The following is a 23018-nucleotide window of genomic DNA, read 5'->3' as shown; positions in this document are numbered from 1 at the left end:
ATATCTGGGTTATAGCATTATCTTTACCAGATAAAATTTAGATAAAAACAACAATTAATATTGAACTATGAACCTAAATATAAAAGCACTTTCAAAAGTGTTTAAAAACCCCCATTATTTACTGCTATTTATAGGTGTTTTATATAGCCATGATTTATATATAAAAATGGAAACCTATTTTTTAAAACCGAATCAAGAAGCTACTCTTAGCTTATACAATGGAACATTTGATAGTAGTGAAAACACCATTGCTCTCGACCGCATATCAGATGCTTCCTTTGTTTCACAAGGTAAAAGAATCGCCATTGAATCGAATCAATGGAAAGATCAAGACAGTACAATTACTCAAGTAAACTTCAACACAGGAAAAGCAGGTACTTACGTTGCTGGTGTATCAACAAAGGCAAGAAGTATTAAACTTGAAGCAAATGAGTTTAATGATTATCTAAAACACGATGGAGTTTTAGATATCTTAAAACATCGTACGGATAACAATTTACTAGATCAAGATGCGATTGAGAGTTATCAGAAACATGTTAAGGCTATTTATCAAGTTGGAGATATTAAAACCAACGATTGGAATACAATTTTAGGTTACCCAATTGAATTCGTTCCGTTAGCCAATCCTTATGAAAAATATAGCGGTGAAAAACTTGCTGTAAAATTACTTGTTGATGGAAAGCCTCTTCCTAATCAATTAGTATATGCTGATTATGTTCCGACTGGTCATAGTCATGATGATCATGATCACAAGCACGGCGAAAACGATCACCATAAAGACGACCATCATCATACACACAAATCTGATTCAACTGAAGGACATACTCATACGAATGGACAACAACTACGCACAGATGAGCAAGGAGTAATCACTGTAGACTTACCAAAGGACGGAATTTACTATTTAAGAACAATCTACATGGTAAATGTTACTGACAATGATGAGTTTACTCATGAATCGAAATGGGCTACACTTACTTTTGAAGTAACTCACAAACACGACGCAACAACACATACTCATGATCACGACGATCATCACGATCATGAAGAAGGTATTCCAACTTGGGTATTCATTCTTGGTAGTATCTTAATTATAGGAGTTTTCTTTTTAATCTTCAGAAAAAAGGATTAATGAAAAACATCAATTTAAAACAAATTTTATCTCTTTTATTGATATTCGTTCCTTTTCTCGCATTTGCACATGATGTCACAAGTGCCGATCAGGAAATTCTTCGTAATGGAGGTTTATTAGCATATATCCGCGTCGGAGCTACACATATGCTAACAGGTTATGACCACTTGCTTTTTCTCGCAGGTGTCCTATTTTACTTAAATGGTTTTAAAGACATTTTAAAGTTTATTACTGTTTTTACCATTGGTCATTGTATTACATTAATAGGTGCTACTTATGCAGGTATTACGGCTAATGAACATTTAGTAGATGCAGTTATCGCCTTGAGTGTTTTATACAAGGGATTTGAAAACTTAGGAGGTTTTGAGAAATTAAAAATAAAATCACCTAATCTATTAGCAATGGTCGGTGTTTTTGGTCTAATTCATGGCTTTGGGCTTTCTACTAGATTACAATCTTTCGACATAGGTAATGAGCAATTTTTATCTAAAATTTTATGCTTTAATGTTGGTGTAGAGCTAGGGCAAGTTTTAGCGCTAATTCCTATTGTTTTTATCATCACTTTGTCTCAAAAAAACAAGCAATTCCCTGCATTCTACAAAGCAGTAAACTCGTATTTAGTACTCGCTGGAATTTGGCTATTTATTTATCAATTATACGGATACTTTAATGGTCATTAATATAAATGATCTAAATATTTAATTACTTATTCCCTGTAAACTATCTTTCATAAAGTTTACAGGGATTTTTTATTGTTATCTTCTTTTATGAAAAGCATTATCTTTATCCGAAACAAACAGTTACACCAAACTATCAAACTACCGCTTTAATCTTAAATTATAATAAATGGAATGTGTTTCATGTAATACTGAACATGATGAAAATTTCTGTCCAAATTGTGGGCAACGAAATGGTGTACTAAGAATTACGATGTCCTCAATTATTGGAAGTACCCTTTCTACTTTTATAAACATGGATAGAGGATTTCTTTTCAACTTAAAATCCCTAGTAATAACACCCAAACAAACAATAACAGATTACATAAAAGGGAAAAGAAGAGGTATTTTAAACCCAATGTCCTATTTAATTTTATCTATAACTTTTTACATTGTTATAATTACGCTTATTCCCATACCCAAAGATCCTAACGATGTTGTTAACGTTCCCAAAACGGGAATTGGTAAAATAGCCTATGAAATTGGAATTTTACTACGTGTACACATTAAATATTTTTGGATTTTCTCAATAATTCCTTTAGGATCTTCTTTAAGGTTAATCTTTGGAAAATATAATTATCCTGAACACCTTGCTATTAGTTCGTTTATAATTGGCCAGGCAACAATTATTGCAGTAGTCAGTTATATACTTTTCAGAATTCCGTTGTTTTTTGATCCAATAGTTTTCGGGGTGATTTCATGGTTAATTTTCAAAATATTTAAACAAAAAAATAATACAGGTGAGTCATTAGTTATGACCTTTGCTACCATACTTTTTTTCGTAATTCAATGGTTTATATTCCTTATTCTTATTGGAGTACTAAAAACCCAATTTGATTTTTAATAGCTTATAAACCATTGCATTCATTGAAATGAAACTACTCTCCCTAAACTGAAAAACGATTAGTTCAGAACTTAAACAAAAAACAGTAACTTTAAATCCACTACGAAGGGGTGAGTAATCATTGTTTTAGCTTCAAAATCGAAATACATGAAAAAAAACACAAAGAGAATATTGAAGTATTTAATAGAATTTTTAATCGTTGCTTTTGGTGTATATCTTGGGGTTTATGCTAGCGAAATACAAAGTAAAAAGAAAACAAAAAGTGAAAAAGAAAAATCCATTACTTATATAATTCAAGAATTAGAAAGTAATAAGAAAAGTCTTGAAGAATCAATTAAGTACCATGAATCAATAAAAAAAGAAATTGACAGTGTTAGTAAAACCTTAAATACAAAAGATTTGTTTAGTACTTATATTGGAAACGAATCGTTCAGACATACAAAGCTAAAAGGCTGGAATGGAATTAAAATAGCAAACTTACAGGACACCTCATTCGAAGCTGCCAAAATTACTGGTATAATAAGAGAGTTTGATCTTGAGTTTATCCAAAGGCTTTCAAAAATATATAAACACCAAGTAACCTATTCTAAACTTGGTAACTCAATATTAACAAAAATGATTAATCTAGATTCTTCAACGAAAGTAGTTGATGTAGTTAATGCAATAGAGTTAATGACCTACGATCTATGCAACTATGAAAAGTCTATATTAAAAGCAATTGAAAAAATGGAAATAAAGGACATAGAAAAATAAAATAGCTTTACCTTAAATTAATCATTATCCACTTACTGAAATAGTTAAAAGAAACAACAATATGAACAAAGAAATATTAAGCCGAAAAGGAGCTCGAAAAGCAGTAGATATTCCAAATGATATTTTGGAGCTCTTAAATCAAGGTAAAATTGAAACTGTTAATTTAACAGAATGGTTAGCTGTTGATCATATTATGCTAGTCTCTACTATTTTTCCTGAGATAGGAATCAAAGAAAATGAAATTCATCTAATTGTTGAAAAAATTAAGTCACAGAAGAAACCTTCAACAATGAATACAACCAAACTTATTGGTGCTACTTTATACGAATTAAGTTCTGAAGCTGGTAATTTGGATGATATTTCAAACAAACTTAGTACTCATTTGTCGGACTCTATTCGCTGTTATGCTCCTTATCTTATTGCGTTGAATGAAAACTTAAGTATTACTGAAAAGCTATCTAATTCGTTAGAGTTAATTGCTGATAATCACTTTGGAGTTAGAGAAGTCGTTTGGATGGCACTTCGACCTGAAATTGATAAAAATTTATACCAAGCTATTGAAGTATTGAGTACTTGGACAATCAATACAAATGAAAATATAAGGCGATTTACGACCGAATCAACAAGACCTAGAGGTGTTTGGTGTAAACATATTGATCAATTAAAAGAAAATCCAAAATTGGCACTTTCAATATTAGAACCACTAAAGTCTGACACCTCTAAATATGTACAAGACAGTGTTGGGAACTGGCTCAATGATGCCAGTAAATCAAAACCTGAATTTGTTTTAAACCTTTGTAGTAAATGGCTTAAAGAATCGCCAACAAAAGAAACAGAGAAAATTATTAAAAGAGCAAAAAGGACCATCAACAAAAAATAATCGAGCAATTTTTATACCTCCTTTCAAAAGAGTGTTACAATTCAGAAAAAATTAAGTCTTTCATTAAAATATCAACAAACAAATGAAAAACAACTTAATTTTAACGATATCGATTTGCCTTTCTATAATTTCTTGTACTCCCAAAAAAACTTCAATTAACAATCAGAACAAGAAGTTAATTTCCGACACGTACAAAGCTCCTGAATTCATTAATAATGCTAGAGTTGAAAAGTTACAAAGTGTTGCTCCCGAATTACAGCAGATATTTACAGAACATGCCTCAAGTAAAAATATACCTGGAATTGCCTATGGAATTGTTGTAGACAATTCATTAATATTAACTTCATCAACAGGTTTATCTCAAATAGAAAATAAAACTCCTATTACTAAAAACACTTCATTTCGAATTGCATCTATGACTAAAAGTTTTACCGCAATGGCTATATTAAAACTAAGAGATGAAGGAAAACTATCATTGGAAGATGCCGTTGTAAAATACGTTCCTGAACTAGCAAGTTTGGAATACTTAACCGAAGATTCTCCTACGATTGATATTGAAAATTTATTAACGATGACAGGTGGTTTCCCAGAGGATAATCCTTGGGGAGATCGACAACTTGCCTTACCTACCAAATCATTTTTGAAGATTGTTTCCGAAGGTTTATCTCTATCAAAACCATCATCTTATCAATACGAATACAGCAACACAGGTTATGCCTTGTTAGGACACATTATCACTAAAGTATCTGGTTTGCCTTATCAAGAATATATCACAACAAATATTTTAAAACCACTAGGAATGACGAACACCTATTGGGAATACAGCGACATTCCAGAAGAGCAACTTGCTAGTGGCTATCGATGGGAAGTTGAAAAATGGAAAAAAGAAGCACTATTAAATGATGGTTCATATGGTGCCATGGGAGGATTGATTACGTCAATTGAAGATTTCAGCAAATATGTTAGTTTTCATTTATCAGCATGGCCAGCAAGAAATGAAAAAGATAATGGCCCCGTTAAACGAAGTACTCTAAGAGAAATGCATACTCCGCAATATAACTTTTTAAACTCTTGGAATAACGATTGGAATAACGAACCATGTGCAAGTATGATCGGTTATGGTTATGGTCTTGGCATTTCAATGGACTGTAAACGTATTTTAAAAGTTTCACATGGAGGAGCACTACCTGGGTTTGGAAGTAATTACACATTTTATCCTCAATATGGAATTGGGATTATGGCTTTTGGTAATTTAACCTACACCTCTCCTATTCCCTATAAAAAAATAGAAAAAATTCTTTTTGAGAAACTAAAATTGCAACCTAGAAAATTGCCTACCTCAGACATTTTAAAGTCTAAGAAAAATGAAATTACCACTTTATTCACCGATGGAAAAGTCAGTTTAGATAAAAACATATTTGCTGAAAACTTCTTTCTTGATATATCAAAGGACAGAAGAACTAAGCAAATACAAGAAATACTGGATAAAGCGGGTTCTATTGAAGAAATCCAAAAAGTTTATCCTAGAAATCAACTTCGAGGTGACTTTAGAATAGATTGTGAAAACGGTAGTATTAATGTGTTTTTCACATTGACTCCAGAACATACCCCAATGATTCAAAAAATGAAAGTATCATTCAGACCAAAATAGAAATCTAACAGTTTGTTCAATACGAACCTTACCTTTAACAAAGGTGTTTAACATTAATAAAATAAAAGCGTTTTTGATATTCAATCAGAAACGCTTTGTTTATTTTTATAGTGAGAAAAAACCGTAGATTTAGTTCTACGACTACTCTCGAAAGACCAAATATTTTAAACTTAATTAACCATAAAAAGTATATCAAAATGGCTACAATCAGATTAGGAGATGAAGCTCCAAACTTTACAGCACAATCAACAGAAGGCGAAATCAATTTTCATGAATGGTTAGGTGATAGTTGGGGAATATTATTCTCTCATCCAGCAGACTATACACCTGTTTGTACTACAGAATTGGGAACTGTTGCTAAATACAAAGAAGAGTTTGGCAAAAGAAACGTGAAAGTAGTTGCCTTAAGTGTTGATGGATTAGATTCTCATCATGGTTGGATTAATGATATTAATGAAACTCAAAACACAACTGTAAACTTCCCTATCATTGCTGATGAAGATAAAAAAGTATCAACTCTTTATGATATGATTCATCCAAATGCTAATAATAAGCTTACAGTAAGATCTGTTTTTGTTATTGGATCGGACAAAAAAGTAAAACTTATTATCACGTATCCAGCTTCAACGGGTAGAAATTTCGACGAGTTATTACGTGTTATTGATTCATTGCAGTTAACTGCTTTTCATAAAGTAGCAACTCCTGCTAACTGGAATAATGGAGACGACTGTGTTATTTCTCCTGCCGTTGGAAATGATGAAATCCCAAGCTTATTCCCAAAAGGTCATAAAGAGGTTAAGCCTTATTTAAGATTAACACCTCAACCTAATTTGTAATAAATGAATTCTTAAGTCAAAAGGGAACACTAATCCTTTTTGACTTTTTTATAAAACATAAGAACAATCATGAACAAACAAAACATTCTTATTTTACTAAAAATCATTGGTTTCCTTTTAATATTTACAGGGTGTAAATCGAATATTAAGAATGAATTGCTTGAGGTTGATCATGTTCTTATTTGGGTTAAAGATCCTGCCCTACCAAAATCTAAAATAAAAGATTTGGGTTTTACCGCAGTTCCTGACTCATTATCTCAAATCCACAAAGGTCAAGGTACCACAGGAAGGTATTTTAATTTTTTGAACACCTATTTGGAGTTAATTTATGTAAATGACAGTACCGAATTTCAAAATAATATAAAATCAAATCCCTCTTTAGATTTTGAAGAAAGAGCAAATAATTCTTCAAACGAGTTTAGTCCTTTTGGTATTGGGTTAAAGATGAAAGAGTATGCTCCTAATTCCATCCCCTTCAAAACAATCGAATATCATCAAGATTGGATGGGAGAAGGTAATAGCATCTATGCCGCATCAGATTCTAAAAAACATAAATCAACACCATCAATTTTTGTTGTGTATCCTAAAATTGCTTTTGATGAATTTAAAAATCTCGAAGACCTGAGTAAAATTCCTGAAGAATACTCAATATGGCGTGAGTTTTTTAAACATAAAAATGGAGTTCAAAAAATCACCAAACTTGTGTATACTCTCAAAGAACACAGCAGTGCAAAGGATTTTATCAACGAAATAGATAAAATAGAAATGATTGATTTTAAAACTGGGGACACCTATTTATTAGAAATCTATTTTGATAATCATAAACAAAACAAAACCTTTGATCTAAGACCTGAACTACCTTTAAAAATATATATGTAGGATTAAACTATTAAAAGAAAAAACCTTTAATAGTGTTTTTTAATTTTTTCTTTCAATTTCAATCCTTTTATTATCTTTAATTTTCACAGAACATTTCTTAAAAAAAATATTTGCTACAGCGATAAAAACAATAGTCAAAATCAAATTTACTATCATTTTCTTGGAAGTTAACTTTGGTCTCTGACCTTCTTCTTTCTGTTTCTTTTTAGTGTCTAAATACTGTTGGTTAGTCTTCTTTGTCATTATGTAGTTAGTTGGAGTAACAAAGGTAATCTTTTCCTAATTTATTAAAGTTGTTTTTCTAGATTTTGAGCATATAGAACCTAATATATTTCTGTAAATCATAAACTCTTGATAAAGCAAAATTTTGATCAATTTTCGATAAAAGAAAAAGGTTTTTGAATGGGTAAAGAGTATCTTTGGTAAAAACTAACAAATGAAGGAACTTACATACTATCTTGTTGATGTATTCACTGACACAAAATACGGTGGTAATCAACTTGCTGTTTTTATTGATTATGAAAATTTAGCTTCTGACAATGACATGTTGCAAATTGCTAGAGAACTTGGTTTTGCTGAAATTACATTCATCAAGAAAAACCATGATAATCAAAAATTTGATGTTCGAATTTTTACACCTGAATATGAAGTCCCTTTTGCAGGGCACCCCTCTTTGGGAACTGCATATGTTATTTCTAAATACCTTATTCCTTCCCCTAAGGGAAATCTTACTTTAAGTTTAAGACATGCTGATATCGATATTGCTCTCAGCAATACTCAAGATATTGAAAGCTGTCTATTTACCATGACTCAAGCTAGTCCAGAGTTTATAGCCGATTTTTCTCACAAAGAGATTTCAGAAAAACTTGATATTGACTTATCTCTTATAAATACTTCCTTACCAATTCAAGAAATAACAACTGGATTGCCCTATATCATTATTCCGATCAAAAATATTGAGAGTATTAACAAAATGGAACTGGAAGCAAAAAGAACAATCAACTTTTTAATAGAAGAGAAAAAACATAAATCAAATAGTTCTACCGGTCTAAGTACTTCTTTCTTCTTCTTTACGGAAGAAACTGTTGACAAAGAGAATGATTATCATACCAGAATGCTTCTTATTGAAAATGGAGTATATATTGAAGATGCAGCAACGGGTAGTGCCAATGGCTGCTTTTTAGCGTATCTTTTGAAAAATGTAGACCCTACAATTTCTGTAACTACTGAACAAGGCTTTCAAATGGACAGACCATCCTATTTGAAATTAAATGGAAATATTAACAATGGAAATTACACCATTAAAGTTGGTGGGCAAGTAGTTTCTGTTGGTTCTGGAAAATGGTATATTTAACCTCAACTTGTTATAAATGCCTAAGAGATTTTTTCAACATATCAATCAATTCACTACAATTACTCAACAAGAATTTGAGCAGATACTTCCTTTTTTCGAAGTAAATCAATTAAAGAAAAAACAACTACTTGTTGAAGGAAACACTACCTGTGATACAATTCATTTTGTTTTAGAAGGCTGTGTTCATATGTATTTTATAGGAGAAAACGGAACCAAAAGAACTATAAAATTTGCTATTGAGAATTGGTGGATCTCAGATTTTTTAGCGTTTTTTCAAGGCTCGCATACAGATTTTTATATTCAAGCTGTTGAGACAACGAAAGTTCTTTCTATAAACGCTAAAAATCACGATGCCCTTTTGGACAAATTTCCGGCATTAGAAAAGTACTTTAGAATCATATACCAAATTTCATATGGTGCTTCTTTGAATAAGTTCAGGTACTTATTTGATTACTCAAAAGAACAGATATATTTTCATTTCGTTAAAGAGTTTCCTGATTTCGCACAAAGGGTTCCACAATATTTAATTGCTTCATTTTTAGGTCTAACTCCTGAATATGTTAGTGAAATACGTAAAAAACACGTTCTTAAACCAGCTTAAGAACTTCATTAGTTCTCGATTATACCTTTGTTTCAACTTAAAATTTAACACCTATGGAACAAAGAGTACAAATTAATGTTCAACAACCAACTGCCTTCAAAGGAATGTATGTTTTAGAAAATTATTTAAAAGAAAGTGATGTATCTAAAATACACAAGCAATTAATTAAGATTCGAGCTTCTCAAATCAACAAATGCCCTTTCTGTCTGAACATGCACACCAAAGAAGCCTTAAGCATTGGTGAAACCAAGGAACGTATTTTTCAATTAAACGCTTGGAAGGATTCGGAATCATTTACAAATGAAGAAAAGGCTATTTTACAAATGACGGAAGAAATCACTTTAATTCATAAAAAAGGACTAGACGGTAATACTTATCAAAAAGCAATTTCTCTATTTGGAGAAAGCTATACTTGCCAAATTATTATGGCTATCACTACCATAAATTCATGGAATCGAATTGCTGTGAGTACACACATGCCTTTTTAAAAAAGCATAAAAAAGTGAAACTCTAAATTTGCTCTTAGAGATCAAATTTAGAGTTCCACTTTATATGTTCATAGTATATTAGATTTATACCATGGTTCCTACCAATTGCCCTAAAATTGTTGGATCTTTTAATTTTTTATCTTCCGCTAGCAATAACATTTTAGAAACAATTTCTGCTGTTTTCGGATCTTCATCCACAAAAGGTAAAAAGATTCTTCCTCTATGCTGAGAATGGACTGGTATAATGCTTACATACCCTCCTGGCTGTACATGAACTACTCCACTCCCTAAATGGAGACTGTAATTAGCATGATGCCCTTCTATTAAAACATGCCTTTCTTTGAACGATACATTATTTAATTTAAACAATTTAGCACTTTCCTCTGCAATAACTTTTCTTAGAGCTACAGTAGACAAACTTGCCTCAGGATCTACTCCTCCAGCATGCGCTACAGAAACCACTAAATCAACGTCCCGCATAACTTCACTGAAAACATGTTTCGGAACTTCATTAAAAGGAATTGGTTTATAATCCTTTTTATGATAAAAACGTATCGTTTCTAAAGTCGGATTTTCAACATCCGCAGGAGAAAACCAATCAGCTAATGAATATAATTCAACAATAATATGATGTTTGTGTATTACCTTTTGTAATCCATTATCATAATCAACTGTCCAACCTCTTCCTTTTAATAATGCTAGTGTTTTTTTAGGTTGAACTTGATGTCCTGCATAACGTTTACTTACCGAACCTTCTTTTTCTTCATCTGGTGTTGGAGCATATAGTTCTCTATATACTTGCTTAAAAGGTTGCTTCCATTCATTTTGGAAAAAGTAACGTTGCCAAGCAGACCATTTTTTACTTTCATATAAATCAACACAATGAGCTATATAAAATGTATCTTTTTCATTTGTGTTAAATACATCACCATCAACATCATGTAAAGCATTTTCTTTCCAAAGACCTAAGTTGTTTGAGTTTGATTTTAGCACCAATTTTTTCAACATCGGTTTCACGACCGGGTGATTTGATAACCCAATAATCTCTTCAAAAGTAAACTCATCTTGATTTACCATTGCATGCTCTAAAGACTTTCTAGTTCTACGATATTGCTCTGTTAATTTTTTATTGAAATCCTTTAGTTTTAATACCTCTTTATCTTTACGCAGTTTCGCAGGAATGTTCTTTAGTAACTTCCCTTTTTTAGATACAAAAACATTTGATTTTCCTTCCTCATCAACCTCTAACCAAATTTTAACCTCATCAAAAACTAACTCTTGAGCATTCGATAATAATTGTTGTGCTTGCAGAGATTCCATAGACCATGTCAAACGAATAGGGTCTGTGTACCCTGCATTTCTTGCTAAATTATCCATTGCAATTTGTACTGCTAGCTTCTCACTTTCTTGTCGTTGAGAACCAAACTGTTTGCTCTCTTTTAAAAACTGCTGTAAATAGTTATAACGCTTTAATACATCTTTCTGGGGCACAGTTTTACTTAACGGTACCAACCCATAAACACGTAAATAGTTTTGATTTCTTTTCTCTTTAACTCTTTTGGTTACTTCGGTTATTTTCACCTCTTTTAAAATAACATCTGCATACAACTTAGCTAAAGTATGCCCGTTTCCATATGAAATATATTTAGCTGCATCATATACTAATTTCCATCGAGATTTACCTAATACTTTATATATCGAATTAAACCAATCAACATCCACAGCTCCTTGATTAAATTCTTCAATAGGAATTGAAGAGTACCTTGCTATTTCTGTTTCTTTTTGTGCATTTAAATATTGACTCGAATGTGCATGCAACCACCAAATGGCACTTTCTAAACCTTCCCAGTCAAGGTGAGATTGAACAAGTCTTTGCCATTGCGGAGCGTACATAGCAACTTCAATTAAACGTTTTTCTGTGAACTTTGCTACTTTAACCTTTGTATCAAATTCTTCTTGGGTATCATCAGATGAAGGAACCGTATTAGATAATAACTGGCTCATCATGCTTCTTTTTGACATACTGCCATAGGAATAACCAGTTTCTAACTTATCCTTACCAAGTGCCTGAATACATTTAACAAGATAGTCTACTCCTTTTATTTCTTTGATTGCTCGGGCTAAGAAACTCACACCCGTGTCTGACTCACCTCTTACCAGTTCAATTTCGAGTATACGATCAACGACTCTTTCAATATAACCGCTTTCAAGTAATTTCGGCGACAATGATTTCCAATCACGCTGTTGGTATCTATTCTTTTTCGGATTAGTTAACTGTCCTATCATATCTGCATTTACCAAATAATACATGATATCAGGTTCTGAAAGCTCCAAACGATTAAAGTATTCACAAAACCTCCATAAATTATGTCTTTGCTCTTTGTATACATTACTATTAATCCAGATTTCTAATTGATACAAACGTATCAAATCCGTTTCATTTAATTCACTTGCTTCAACATTATTTAAATAGTTAGAAAAGAATGGCAAATCAGTGAAATAAGAAGTATAATCAGAATACCCATTTGATAAAACGACACCTTTATCTAACTCTTTTCTTGGATATTCATTACAAATAGAAATAGCCCCTTCTAACCAGTAGGAAGAATCATTGTATTTATACAATACTTGCAAAGCCTGGATAATAGCCTCTATTTGGTACTCATATTTAAATTTGGACTTATTATCGTAATTCTGTTTTGTTAATACTTGACTGTAGTATTTTTCAACTAGTTCAAAAATCCATTTTGAGTTTTTCTTCTTTTCAATTTTATTATATCCTGAATAAAACATTAAATACTCCAGATCAAGGGCATCCAATTTCGAATTTACAAACCAGTTTTTCCAAACATTTGCTAATGGGAAGAGATGATACCATTCCTCGTTTGAATACTCCTTTTTATCTTTACTTCTTCTTGTTTCTGTATGAAACAATGTGTTTCCTACCAAATAAGTTTCCTTTCCTCCTCTATAATTTGAAGCTTCAAATTCTACATCTTTGTTTTTCTCAATTAAAGCATCAAGTGCATGCAACTGTTCTTCTATTTTTTCAATAGGCATGCTAAATCCACTGTGTGACTTCTTTCTACTAAAAAGTCCTTTTTTAGTAGAAAAAATACGTTTATGGAAATTATGAGATGAATTAACTTCTGGAAGTACAGCAGGAGATAACTCTTTGCGGTCATATAAACCCCAACCATTTTCTGCAGTATAGTTTGTTTTTTCCCTTATTAAATCTTTAAGAATTAACTCCTCATCAGGAGTGGTTGCATACAAATCTCTATAATTCCTAGCTTCCTCAGCAACTTTATCAAGAGCTCTATCTTGCTGATGTAACTGCTTCAGCAAATCTAAAGCCGCCAATCGCTTATTTTTTAATTTTGAACTGGCCAATGAATGGATGCTTTTTAGCACCTTTTCATCATCTTGCTTAATCAAAATACCTAATACTCCTTTTCTCAACGCCGCACTTTTTTTACGAAGAATATCTTCTAAAACAGGAACATCTCTCTCTTCTATAGTAGCACTCTCCAAAACTTTAGATGCAGCACTTTGCACCATCGAACTTCGATCTTCAATAAGCGTTAGTGCCATCTCTTTTTGAAAACTAGTAGGCACCTTATTAACTTTGTCTTTTTGATAGCCATAATGATAGAATTTTTTAAAAACCAATCGAGCAAAATGTTCTCTACCTTCTAACCCAAATTCGGTCACAAAGGGAAAAATCAATCGCAAGTTTTCTTCGCTATCTTCAGCACTACTAATCCAAGGATAGGTTACCGAATTTTTACTAACCTTAGCTATAATCCATTCAAACCCTTTATTTGGAAGTACTTTCTCTTTTTCGGGTAAACTCATATATAGTTTTTGATAAAGTTCATGAGCCTCTTCAAAATTATCAATATGTGCTAATTCATTCACCCAATACATATCCCATAATGAATCTGAACCTCTTAATGGCTCTACCAAAATATTATTATGATCTGATAAATCGGTTTGGTTGGCAAAATACAAGGCTATATTTCTCTTTTCTTGTGTTCCATTGACAACAAGTTGTTGTAAAAAAGGATAACACTTTTCTACATCATACACTCCTTGCGCCCATAAAGCCATATGTATTTGAACATTATTTTTAGACAGCACTCCTTCTTTAATAGATTCTGGTTCTTTTAAATATTGCAATCCAAAATTAAGAGCTGTTTTTATTGCTGATTTTCGTTCACTCTCCCACCTCATTCCAGTCCAAACATCTAAACTTCTCACCACAGAGCTAAATCGTAATAAATCTTCTTCAAGAATTACCTCTAACAAATAAACCAAAGCTCCAGTACTTGTTTCATCAAGACATTCAAGAATTACTTGACGTAAACCTTCTTGGCGTTGCGCTGCTAGCAAAAGGTTTTTAACCGCCTCCCAAGCTTCTTTTTTATTTGATAACAACAACCCTTTAATAATACTTCTTGAAACTGTTCCCACTTCGGCATCACCTTGTAAGATATTTAATAAAGATTTTAGTAATGTTGGATGATTGTTATCTATTGCTGCCGCATACACATAAGAGAAACTATAATCTCCAATATGATTTCCAAATTTGGCATATTCTTCAAGAGTTAAATTATACTTCCACTCTTTCCATAAATTATGCAACCAATTAACTTGATTGTAAAAATACTTTTCTTTTTTACCAGGTAATCGAAATGATCTTCGAGCATAACCTGATTGATACATTCCTTCTGTGATCTTTAACCATCCATAAACTATATAATCTGCATTTTCACCAAACATAGCAACCAACATCTCTTTGGTTCTATTATCCCAAGGACGTTCTCTATTTAGTTTTGATTTTTTTAAAGCTTCCCAGCGTTTTTTAGAACGTGTGTTCCAATCATCATACTCCGAAAATTCACTTGAAAGATCAAGTAGTTTAAGTAAAAGGTTATTGTTTTCAACGGATAATGATTTACGTTGTAGATTAACGCGATCAATGAGTTCATTGTGCCAATCGGTTTCTTTTACAATTTTTTTGGTTTCTAAATAATTAGTTATTTGGTCGTTAGTCATCTTATTTCTTTTTAATAGTATCCGCCAGCTAAAAATGTTAAACGAATAAAAGTGAATGTATTCTTTTCTGTAAATTCCAGTGTGTCATCTAAATTTTCCAATTCATCATCATCGAGAAAAACTTTATATATACCATCTTTAAATGCCAATAAAGCCACCTCTTGTGCTTCATTTACTTTTGCTTTCTCGGAATTATAGGATTCTTTAAAATCTACCTTCCCTTCAGATACCATGGTATCAAGTTGGTTTGGCAGTAAAAAATTAAGAACTTCAGGATTGTCAATCCGGGAGTTAAAGGTATTTACTTGCTGCTCTACAACTCTTTCTAAAAATATTTTTAAAGTGCTTCCTGAATTTAACTTAGGAATATCAAGCGTTTTATTTTCAATAATTGGTTTTCTTTTTCCCAATTGTTTTACACGTATTTGTATATTCATTTTATCTCTTTCTTAGATTATACTTTGCTCTAACAATATACAATGAAGTTACTCAGCCATATCATAACAATGATATAATTTATTGTGAAAGTTTCTTTTATTTATTTACTATTCGCTAGAATTCGTCTAATATTCGCGTTAACGTTTTTATTTTTAGTAACTTTAAAGAGATAATCAACACTTTAACACTACTAACCATGTCAGAAAAAGTTACCATACAAGACATAGAAAGGCTTGTAGACAAGTTTAAAATTGAACGCTATACTTACCTCGTACTAATTGCTATCTGTGCCATTATTATTATTGTTGTTGCCGTTGTGGCCTTTGTAAATAATAAATGGGAAACAGGGCTTTCATTAATGGCGCCAGGAGGTACTATTTTCTTCTGTTTATCCAAAGTATTTAAAATTTGGGATGATATTATGAATGCATTTTTTGATTTAGAAAACAAGGAGTAATGGGAGCAACAAATAGTAACATCAGAACATTTACAATTGTAGGAATTGTAGCGAGTATTTTGGGATATTCATTTCTTATATATCATAGTTTTTCTTTGGGAAACCAGGTACAAGTTTTGGATAAGGATATTACAACCAAAAAAAATGAAATAGAACAACTCGAATCTATAAGAGCTGAAAAAGTAAAAGACTTAATAGAGTTGGAAAACCAGATATTGGAAATTACTTCTACTTCAAAAGACACCAATACTGTAAAAAAGGGAAAGGAATTAATGACTAAAAAAGGAATTCCTACGAGCACTCATTTCGAAGTTACGAAGAAAGAGAATCGTAATTTACAAAAAGCAAAAGAGTATGAAATCCTTGGTTTTGACTACTTACTTCAGAAAGAAGTACAAAAAGCAATTGATGCGTTTATAAAAAGCGAGAATTCTTATAACAGTTATCATCAAGTATATGAAATAGCAAGGTATTTGGGTAAAAATAAATCGAGACTAGCTGATAAAAACTCTCCCCATTGGAAAAAAGTTTATCGAAGTATTTTGAAAAACTACAGTTGGAAAATGCCAAAGAAATATAGAGAAGAGTTTAAAAAGTTAGCAGAGTGATTATTACTCATAAATATTAAAACTCCCATAATTTGAATTAAGGGAGTTTTAACTTTATAATCAAGTTTTAATTTCAAATACCTGTATTATTTTTTGTGTTTCTTCGGAAGATTAGAATTACAGCGTAACATCACCTTTTTATTATAAAAAACCACATCGCAAAATACATTGCAACGTGGTTTATCTCAATTTAAAAAGAAACAATTACTCTTAACTTGAAGCAGTCAAGACTGATTGAAATTTTAGTTCTTCATTTTTATCCCATATTCCCCAATAAGCTCCAACAACACCCTCGTCTCCTTGCTTCCAAGATTCATCAAATGATGAGAAATAGAATACTGGAATATCTTCTTCTTTAGCCCAACTTTGTGTATTAATAAAATACTTCATTGCGTTTTCTTGAGAAGGAATAGCTCCTCTCAGCCCTTCGCCTTGACTAGGCCATCCTGTTTCAGTAATGATAACAGGCTTCCCTTTCCCTGCATCTTTTGCCTGATGATACATTTGCTTCATATACATCAATGAATAGTCAATATCACATCCTTCCCAATAAGGATAACAATTCGTCAAAATCACATCGCATGCCTCAGTAATTCTTGGTCTTTGCGTAAATTCGTAGTAGGCATCAACATACCCCATTGGAATACTTTCTGGCAATGCTTTTTTAACTCTTTCCATAAAAACTAACAATTCATCTTCCGTTAAATCTTTACGATACATTACTTCATTGCCTACCGCAGCAATATCCACATATCCTTCGTTAGCCAATTGAATAAGTCCTTCAATTTCTTTTTCATTAATTTCAGGATCATCACCTAGCCAAGCTCCTACCATAGTTTTTATTCCCATTTCTTTGGCTATTTTAGGGATCAGTTCATTTCCTTCGGTACAAGAGAATGAACGAATCCACTTTATATAAGGTTTTAAAATGGTTAACCTTCTTCTAATTTGTTCTTCTCCTAATTCATCCCCGGGTTTTTGTCCCTCTTCGTAGAAACTAGAACACACTCCATGCATTCCCCCTATTAATAAATCATTAAATATCTCTTTTAACTCTTCTTGAGATTTACCTTCAAGAGATATAGAACTTTTTATTAATGATTGTATTTTTCCAGTTCTATAAGACATTTTAGTATCTTTTTAAGTTTAGTATTTAAGTTGTTCATTTTTATCCCAAATTCCCCATCTTGAACCAACATCACCTTCATGATGTACTTTCCATGATTCATCAAATGATGAGAAATAAAACATTGGTATTTCTTTATGCTGAGACCAATTAATTGCATTGATAAAATATCGCATTGCATTCGTTTCAGATGGCTCCGCCCCTTCAAAACTTTCTCCTTTATTTGGCCAACCAGTTTCAGAAATAATCACAGGTTTGCCATTAGCAACTTTCTGAGTTACTGCATACATTTTCTTTAAATAATTAGAGGTATCTTCAATTGTGCTTCCTTCCCAGAAAGGATAACAATTAACTAAAATAACGTCACTCGCCTCTACCAATTTTGGTCTTTGTACAAATTGATAATAAGCATCAACATATCCAACAGGTACATCTGGAATTGCTTTTTTAACTCTATCAATATACCCTATTAACTCCTCTTCTGATAAATCATCACGCAATAGCACCTCATTCCCTACAACTGCTATATCAACATGACCTTCTTTGGCTAAATTGATTAAGTTATTAATTTCAATGTCATTTTGTTTTTTATCACTTCCTATCCAAGCTCCTACCATCGTTTTCAATCGCCTACTTCTTGCTACCTTCGGAATTAATTCATTTCCATCAGTACAAGAGAATGAACGAATCCATTCAGTATATGGTGCTACAATATCCATACGATGTTGTATTTGTTCTTCTGATAATTGATCTCCGATATTCTGACCTTCAGTATAAGGACTAAAACAAAGTCCGTGTAATTTTCTATTGAAAACAGTATCGAATAGCTGCTTTATTTCGGTGTCAGATTTTGAGGCAAAATCAAAATCCATTGAGTTGTCTATTTGCAAATCTGACGATAACAACTCAGAAAGTTTGTCGGCCTGGTATCCTGAACCTTTTGGCTTCTTACGACGGTCTAATTCTGCTCTAATTTCGTTTGATCGCTCCTCACTCACATCGTAATCTTTCATTACCCACATTGCTCCAATAGTACCTAGTACTGGGAAAAAACAAAAAAATGCATGTAATCCATCTATAGCCCCTGGTTGCTCCGTTGTTGGTACTCCTGCTTCGAAACCAACAGCCCAAATAATAACACCACCTAAAGCTCCGGCTATAGCAAATCCAACTTTTACCATCCACCAATAAATTGCGCCAAAAATTCCTTCTCTTCGTTTTCCCGAGTTCAACTCATCAATATCAATAACATCAGCGGTCATAGACATCATAATGGTAAATAAACTTCCTATTCCAAATGAGAAAAACGGTAAGGCAATAATATACATCCATGGTTTTCCAGGAATGAATAAAAAATACATCATTGAATACCCTATAATAGAAATAGCCTGTGAAAGCATAAACGCTTTTTTCTTTCCCATTTTTTTAGATAACCATGCTACCACAGGAATCACAAAGAAAGTAGTCCCTAAAGCTCCTAAACATCCAAATAGAGCTACCCAAATACCCGATGCTTCTGTATCTCCATTAAATAACTTATAAACGATTACAAATAGGGTTAATGACGAAACCGCCATAAATGCATTGTATATAAAGAACGTAGAAATACATAATTTTCTGAATTCCTTTATTTTAAATGCCTCAACAAAACTTCCGAATATTTTATCTAAGCTTCCTTTTATATTTCCAAAACTTAAAGGTTCGTAACCTTCTTCATCTAATGTTGATTTACTTCGTATAAAAATAGCAGGTACAATAGCACAAATTGCGCAGGGTATTGCCACCCAAACGGCGAGTTCTCGTGCCGCTACATCCGCGGAAGGAAACCATTCAGGATCATACATAATAACCCAAAACCAAGGTGCTATTACCCAAGCCCATTGTCCTATCCATTGCGCAATAGCCATAATATTTGTACGTTCATGAAAATCATCACTCATTTCATAACCAATGGCTACATAAGGAACACTAAAAAAGGTTAATCCCAAGTAAAAAACGATAGACCAAAGAAAGAAATACCAGAAATTATACTGTACAGAGTTCTCTTTGAACAATCGCCACATAAAAATATAAGCAATTCCCATCAAAACACCTCCAATAAGTACATAAGGTTTTCTTCTTCCCCATTTCGATTTTGTATTGTCAGAAACAAACCCCATGATAGGGTCAGAAATAGCGTCAAACAATCTTGGGAAAAGATATATCATTCCCCACATGAGTCCAGAAAACTTAAGGTCCTGTACTAAAACTACCATAAATATACCTAATATGGCAGGAAACATTTGATTAGCAAACATTCCTATTCCGAAGGCTATTTTTTCACTTAAAGGGACTTTCGTTGTAGTTGACGACATAGTTAATTGGTTTTAATTAGTTGAAATAATTATAGTTTGTAAAGCTTTCGCCTGTATTGAAATGTCTTTAGTGTTTTCACTTAATTCTAAAGTAAATTTCTTCTCCTCTTCAGTTGGATTAAACAATACAACTGCAACTGTACCATCTGGATTCTTTGCTGCCGTAACCATAACTTCTTTATCAAAAGAATCTACTTTAATTACCTCAGCTCCAGGTCGGATATATTTGCTAAAATGAGCCATCGTATAATACAACGGTGTAAAATATATCTCATCTTCTATTTCATCAACAATTATGGGTGCTGCACACCAATTTTTAAACCAGTTTGGTCCACCTTGACGATTAAGAACCATATTCCAATCGACCCATCCATCTACCCAATTATTCAAACACCCAATAATATCACGTGCATAACGAAAAACTGGAGCATATTTAGGATGTAAATATTTTTTACTTTCTTCTCTCCAATCATATCCCCAATCAGTCGCTTCCTTACTCCAATACCATGCATCATCCTTCCATGCTGGAACTTCAGAATCAATACAACCTTCAGTTTCTATTAGATATTTATTTGGAGCCTTATTATGTGCATATTGCAATGCTTCCGGAAATATTTCGTAAGTACTATCGTACCAATGAATCGCTGTTCCATTGAAATATTTAGATGTTTTTTCATCTTTATACATAGCGTCAACCCATTCTTTTAATCCATCTCTATTTTGATCATAACCCAAAATTATCTTATCACCATAGCCATCAGCCTCTAATTTTGGTCCTAAGTGATGTTGAACAAAATCAGTCATCTCTTCAGGAGTATAATGCATACTTTCCCAATTATTTCCATTTCCATGAGGTTCATTTTCAACTGTAAACCCCCAAATATCAATCCCTTCAGCTTCATAGGCCTTTAAATACTTTGAAAAGAATAATGCCCAAGTATCATAATATTCAGGCAATAATTTACCTCCGACCCAATGGTTATTATCCTTCATCCAAGGAGAAGCTGTCCATGGTGATGCAAAAATTTTAAATCCGTCTTTAGAAGTTTCCAGAGCATCCTTAATCATCGGAATTAAATCTTCTTTATCCTCTTTTACTGAAAAGTCCTTGAGCTCTTTATCAGGTGTTGGTGTGTATGAGTATTGAGTAAGTGAGAAATCACAAGAATTCATATGGGTTCTTGTCAAAGAATAATTGGCCCCCTCTCTACTAAAGTAAGCGTCAATAATTCTTTTCCTGTTGTCTTTTCCTAATCTGTTTAGTAAATAAGCAGAAGACTCTGTAAAGGCCCCTCCAAATCCCGTTATAGTTTGGTACTTTTTTGTGGTATCAATAACTATTTTAGCGGCGGCTTCACTTTTAGAAAACTGGGTAAGCAAGGTTAATTTATTACCACTTGCTGAAGTTTCGTAAACTTCAAAATTTAATTCGTTTTGCTTAGAACATTTCATTAGTAAAATAGACAAAAACAACAAAGCGGTTAGTTTCGTTAGTTTTCTCATAATTTATAGTTTACGGTGCTATCACCAGTTCTTTCTTTATTGGCGGCATTGATACATCAATTAACAACGCTTCTTTACTTCCTTTATAGGTCTTAACTATAGGATTCCCTCCTCTTGTTAATCCTTCAAATACTCCTTTATCCACTAAATCCCAAATTGCATATTTTGCCTTACCATCAATAGTAAATAATCCAAAATGATTCTCTGAACCACCAGGGTTCTGTTGGTCTTTCCATATTTCATCGAATGCTTCGAAATAAAAACACGACATTCCTTCTTTCTCTGTCCAATCTCTCATGTGCTTATAAAACAGTGCTTCCTTGTATTCATCAGTAGCCTTAGAACCATTGTTTCCATAATGTTCGTTTGAATAACTTGCCCAACCTGTTTCACCAATATGAATTGGTTTTTCAACACCAATACTTTTCATGTAACGTTCAACTCCATGATATTGAGATTCTGCATATCTCCTTGAACGAAGCATAGCTTCTTCAATTTTTTCAAGACTCGTTAAACTATCTTCTTTGTGAGCTACACCCCAAAAACGTGGGTTATAATGTGTATCATGCATTGGATATGTATGCATAGAAATAAAGTCAACAGAAGCTATGAGTTTATTCAAATCATTCGTATGATATTCATTACTTCCCCCTCCCCAAGAAGCAAAATTATCTGAACTGGTAATCCATAAATCCTTATCAAGTTTTCCTTCTTTCTTTAGATTTTGTAAATGATTTACCCATTTTAAAATTACACCAGGCTGTACATAATAACTAGTGGCCCATTTTACCATTGCTTCATTTCCAACGGCAATAATTTTAACAATGTCAGAATATTCATTAGCAATTGCCACCGCTCGTTCTATTTCACCCTCATTCTGTTCACTTTCTACATTATGATCAACAGGAAGACCTGTCCATGCGTTTTTGCAGTCAATCCAAGCCCCTAACATGATATACATTTCAAATGCCGGATCGTCCTTTTTTATTTCGCTAATCGCTTTTGCCACATTAGCTGCATGAGGTAATTGAACATTATAAGTTCTTAATAATTTAATATTCATAGCATGAAGAATTTTTAAATCCTCTTTTAACTCTTCAATTGTAGGTTGAATATCTCTTGACTCTTTTCTATAACCACCGTATGAAATGGCTAAGTAATTCGGGTTTCCTAATATATCTTTAGCTGTCACTTTTTTCTTGTTTGATGAATACTTTTCAACTTTATCTGGTTTCTGAGCACACGAAACAGTTATTAAAAAAATGAGTAGATATATGTGTGCTTGTCTCTTCATCTGTTTTGTTTTGTTGTTGTTTGTATCAGATGGAACTTCCATG

The 23018-nt window shown here is 32.5% G+C and carries 20 protein-coding genes; 13 read left to right on the top strand and 7 right to left on the bottom strand.

What is annotated here, in order from left to right; translation table 11 throughout:
• The first annotated feature begins 67 nt into the window (after window positions 1-67).
• From ACKTTV_RS15020 to ACKTTV_RS14985, 8 genes are all read left to right on the top strand, one after another.
• Window positions 68-1132, top strand: coding sequence for a DUF4198 domain-containing protein (locus tag ACKTTV_RS15020; protein ID WP_408031678.1), 1065 nt, complete (start codon window positions 68-70; stop codon window positions 1130-1132).
• Window positions 1132-1812, top strand: a complete 681-nt coding sequence (locus tag ACKTTV_RS15015) for a HupE/UreJ family protein (RefSeq protein ID WP_408031677.1) — start codon at window positions 1132-1134, stop codon at window positions 1810-1812. The genes ACKTTV_RS15020 and ACKTTV_RS15015 overlap by 1 nt, the downstream gene beginning before the upstream one ends.
• Before the next feature lie 166 nt (window positions 1813-1978).
• Window positions 1979-2692, top strand: a complete 714-nt coding sequence (locus ACKTTV_RS15010; protein WP_408031676.1) for a DUF3667 domain-containing protein — start codon at window positions 1979-1981, stop codon at window positions 2690-2692.
• A 147-nt stretch (window positions 2693-2839) separates the two neighbouring features.
• Window positions 2840-3445, top strand: a complete 606-nt coding sequence (locus tag ACKTTV_RS15005) for a hypothetical protein (RefSeq protein ID WP_408031675.1) — start codon at window positions 2840-2842, stop codon at window positions 3443-3445.
• A 61-nt stretch (window positions 3446-3506) separates the two neighbouring features.
• Window positions 3507-4325: a DNA alkylation repair protein gene (locus ACKTTV_RS15000; RefSeq protein ID WP_408031674.1), complete on the top strand. Its 819-nt coding sequence runs from the start codon at window positions 3507-3509 to the stop codon at window positions 4323-4325.
• Window positions 4326-4407: 82 nt separating this feature from the next.
• Window positions 4408-5976, top strand: a complete 1569-nt coding sequence (locus ACKTTV_RS14995) for a serine hydrolase domain-containing protein (protein WP_408031673.1) — start codon at window positions 4408-4410, stop codon at window positions 5974-5976.
• A 197-nt stretch (window positions 5977-6173) separates the two neighbouring features.
• Entirely contained in the window at window positions 6174-6812 is a 639-nt protein-coding gene (locus ACKTTV_RS14990) for a peroxiredoxin (RefSeq protein WP_408031672.1), read from the top strand.
• A 69-nt stretch (window positions 6813-6881) separates the two neighbouring features.
• Window positions 6882-7691 carry a hypothetical protein gene (locus tag ACKTTV_RS14985; protein WP_408031671.1) on the top strand — a complete coding sequence of 270 codons (810 nt, stop codon included), beginning with the start codon at window positions 6882-6884 and terminating at the stop codon, window positions 7689-7691.
• A 39-nt stretch (window positions 7692-7730) separates the two neighbouring features.
• On the opposite strand, the gene ACKTTV_RS14980 is transcribed toward ACKTTV_RS14985, so the two are convergent.
• Window positions 7731-7934: a hypothetical protein gene (locus ACKTTV_RS14980; protein ID WP_408031670.1), complete on the bottom strand. Its 204-nt coding sequence runs from the start codon at window positions 7932-7934 to the stop codon at window positions 7731-7733.
• 193 nt (window positions 7935-8127) lie between these two features.
• Between ACKTTV_RS14980 and ACKTTV_RS14975 the strand changes: the two genes are divergently transcribed.
• From ACKTTV_RS14975 to ACKTTV_RS14965, 3 genes are read left to right on the top strand one after another with little or no spacing between them, the layout of a single operon-like run.
• Complete coding sequence (locus tag ACKTTV_RS14975; protein ID WP_408031669.1) at window positions 8128-9045, top strand: PhzF family phenazine biosynthesis protein; 918 nt, start codon at window positions 8128-8130, stop codon at window positions 9043-9045.
• 16 nt (window positions 9046-9061) lie between these two features.
• Entirely contained in the window at window positions 9062-9646 is a 585-nt protein-coding gene (locus tag ACKTTV_RS14970; protein WP_408031668.1) for a Crp/Fnr family transcriptional regulator, read from the top strand.
• 53 nt (window positions 9647-9699) lie between these two features.
• Window positions 9700-10134 carry a carboxymuconolactone decarboxylase family protein gene (locus tag ACKTTV_RS14965; protein WP_408031667.1) on the top strand — a complete coding sequence of 145 codons (435 nt, stop codon included), beginning with the start codon at window positions 9700-9702 and terminating at the stop codon, window positions 10132-10134.
• Window positions 10135-10218: 84 nt separating this feature from the next.
• Here ACKTTV_RS14965 and ACKTTV_RS14960 read toward each other — a convergent pair whose 3' ends face one another.
• Both ACKTTV_RS14960 and ACKTTV_RS14955 read right to left on the bottom strand, forming a co-directional pair.
• Window positions 10219-15195 carry a DUF4132 domain-containing protein gene (locus ACKTTV_RS14960; RefSeq protein ID WP_408031666.1) on the bottom strand — a complete coding sequence of 1659 codons (4977 nt, stop codon included), beginning with the start codon at window positions 15193-15195 and terminating at the stop codon, window positions 10219-10221.
• Window positions 15196-15206: 11 nt separating this feature from the next.
• Window positions 15207-15632, bottom strand: a complete 426-nt coding sequence (locus ACKTTV_RS14955; RefSeq protein WP_408031665.1) for a hypothetical protein — start codon at window positions 15630-15632, stop codon at window positions 15207-15209.
• Between the two features lie 197 nt (window positions 15633-15829).
• Here ACKTTV_RS14955 and ACKTTV_RS14950 point away from each other — a divergent pair, with 197 nt between their 5' ends.
• Window positions 15830-16090 carry a hypothetical protein gene (locus ACKTTV_RS14950; protein ID WP_408031664.1) on the top strand — a complete coding sequence of 87 codons (261 nt, stop codon included), beginning with the start codon at window positions 15830-15832 and terminating at the stop codon, window positions 16088-16090.
• Window positions 16090-16698, top strand: coding sequence for a hypothetical protein (locus ACKTTV_RS14945; RefSeq protein ID WP_408031663.1), 609 nt, complete (start codon window positions 16090-16092; stop codon window positions 16696-16698). The genes ACKTTV_RS14950 and ACKTTV_RS14945 overlap by 1 nt, the downstream gene beginning before the upstream one ends.
• 210 nt (window positions 16699-16908) lie before the next feature.
• Here ACKTTV_RS14945 and ACKTTV_RS14940 read toward each other — a convergent pair whose 3' ends face one another.
• From ACKTTV_RS14940 to ACKTTV_RS14925, 4 genes are all read right to left on the bottom strand, one after another.
• Entirely contained in the window at window positions 16909-17826 is a 918-nt protein-coding gene (locus tag ACKTTV_RS14940; protein ID WP_408031662.1) for a glycoside hydrolase family 17 protein, read from the bottom strand.
• Window positions 17827-17844: 18 nt separating this feature from the next.
• Window positions 17845-20178, bottom strand: a complete 2334-nt coding sequence (locus ACKTTV_RS14935; RefSeq protein WP_408031661.1) for an MFS transporter — start codon at window positions 20176-20178, stop codon at window positions 17845-17847.
• A gap of 12 nt (window positions 20179-20190) precedes the next feature.
• Complete coding sequence (locus tag ACKTTV_RS14930; RefSeq protein ID WP_408032018.1) at window positions 20191-21630, bottom strand: glycoside hydrolase family 30 protein; 1440 nt, start codon at window positions 21628-21630, stop codon at window positions 20191-20193.
• A 61-nt stretch (window positions 21631-21691) separates the two neighbouring features.
• Complete coding sequence (locus tag ACKTTV_RS14925) at window positions 21692-22975, bottom strand: glycosyl hydrolase family 17 protein (protein WP_408031660.1); 1284 nt, start codon at window positions 22973-22975, stop codon at window positions 21692-21694.
• Window positions 22976-23018: the final 43 nt, after the last annotated feature.

The sequence above is a fragment of the Tenacibaculum xiamenense genome, assembly GCF_964513065.1.
GTDB classification, from domain to species: domain Bacteria; phylum Bacteroidota; class Bacteroidia; order Flavobacteriales; family Flavobacteriaceae; genus Polaribacter; species Polaribacter xiamenense.
This window is presented reverse-complemented; position numbering and strand designations above follow the sequence as displayed.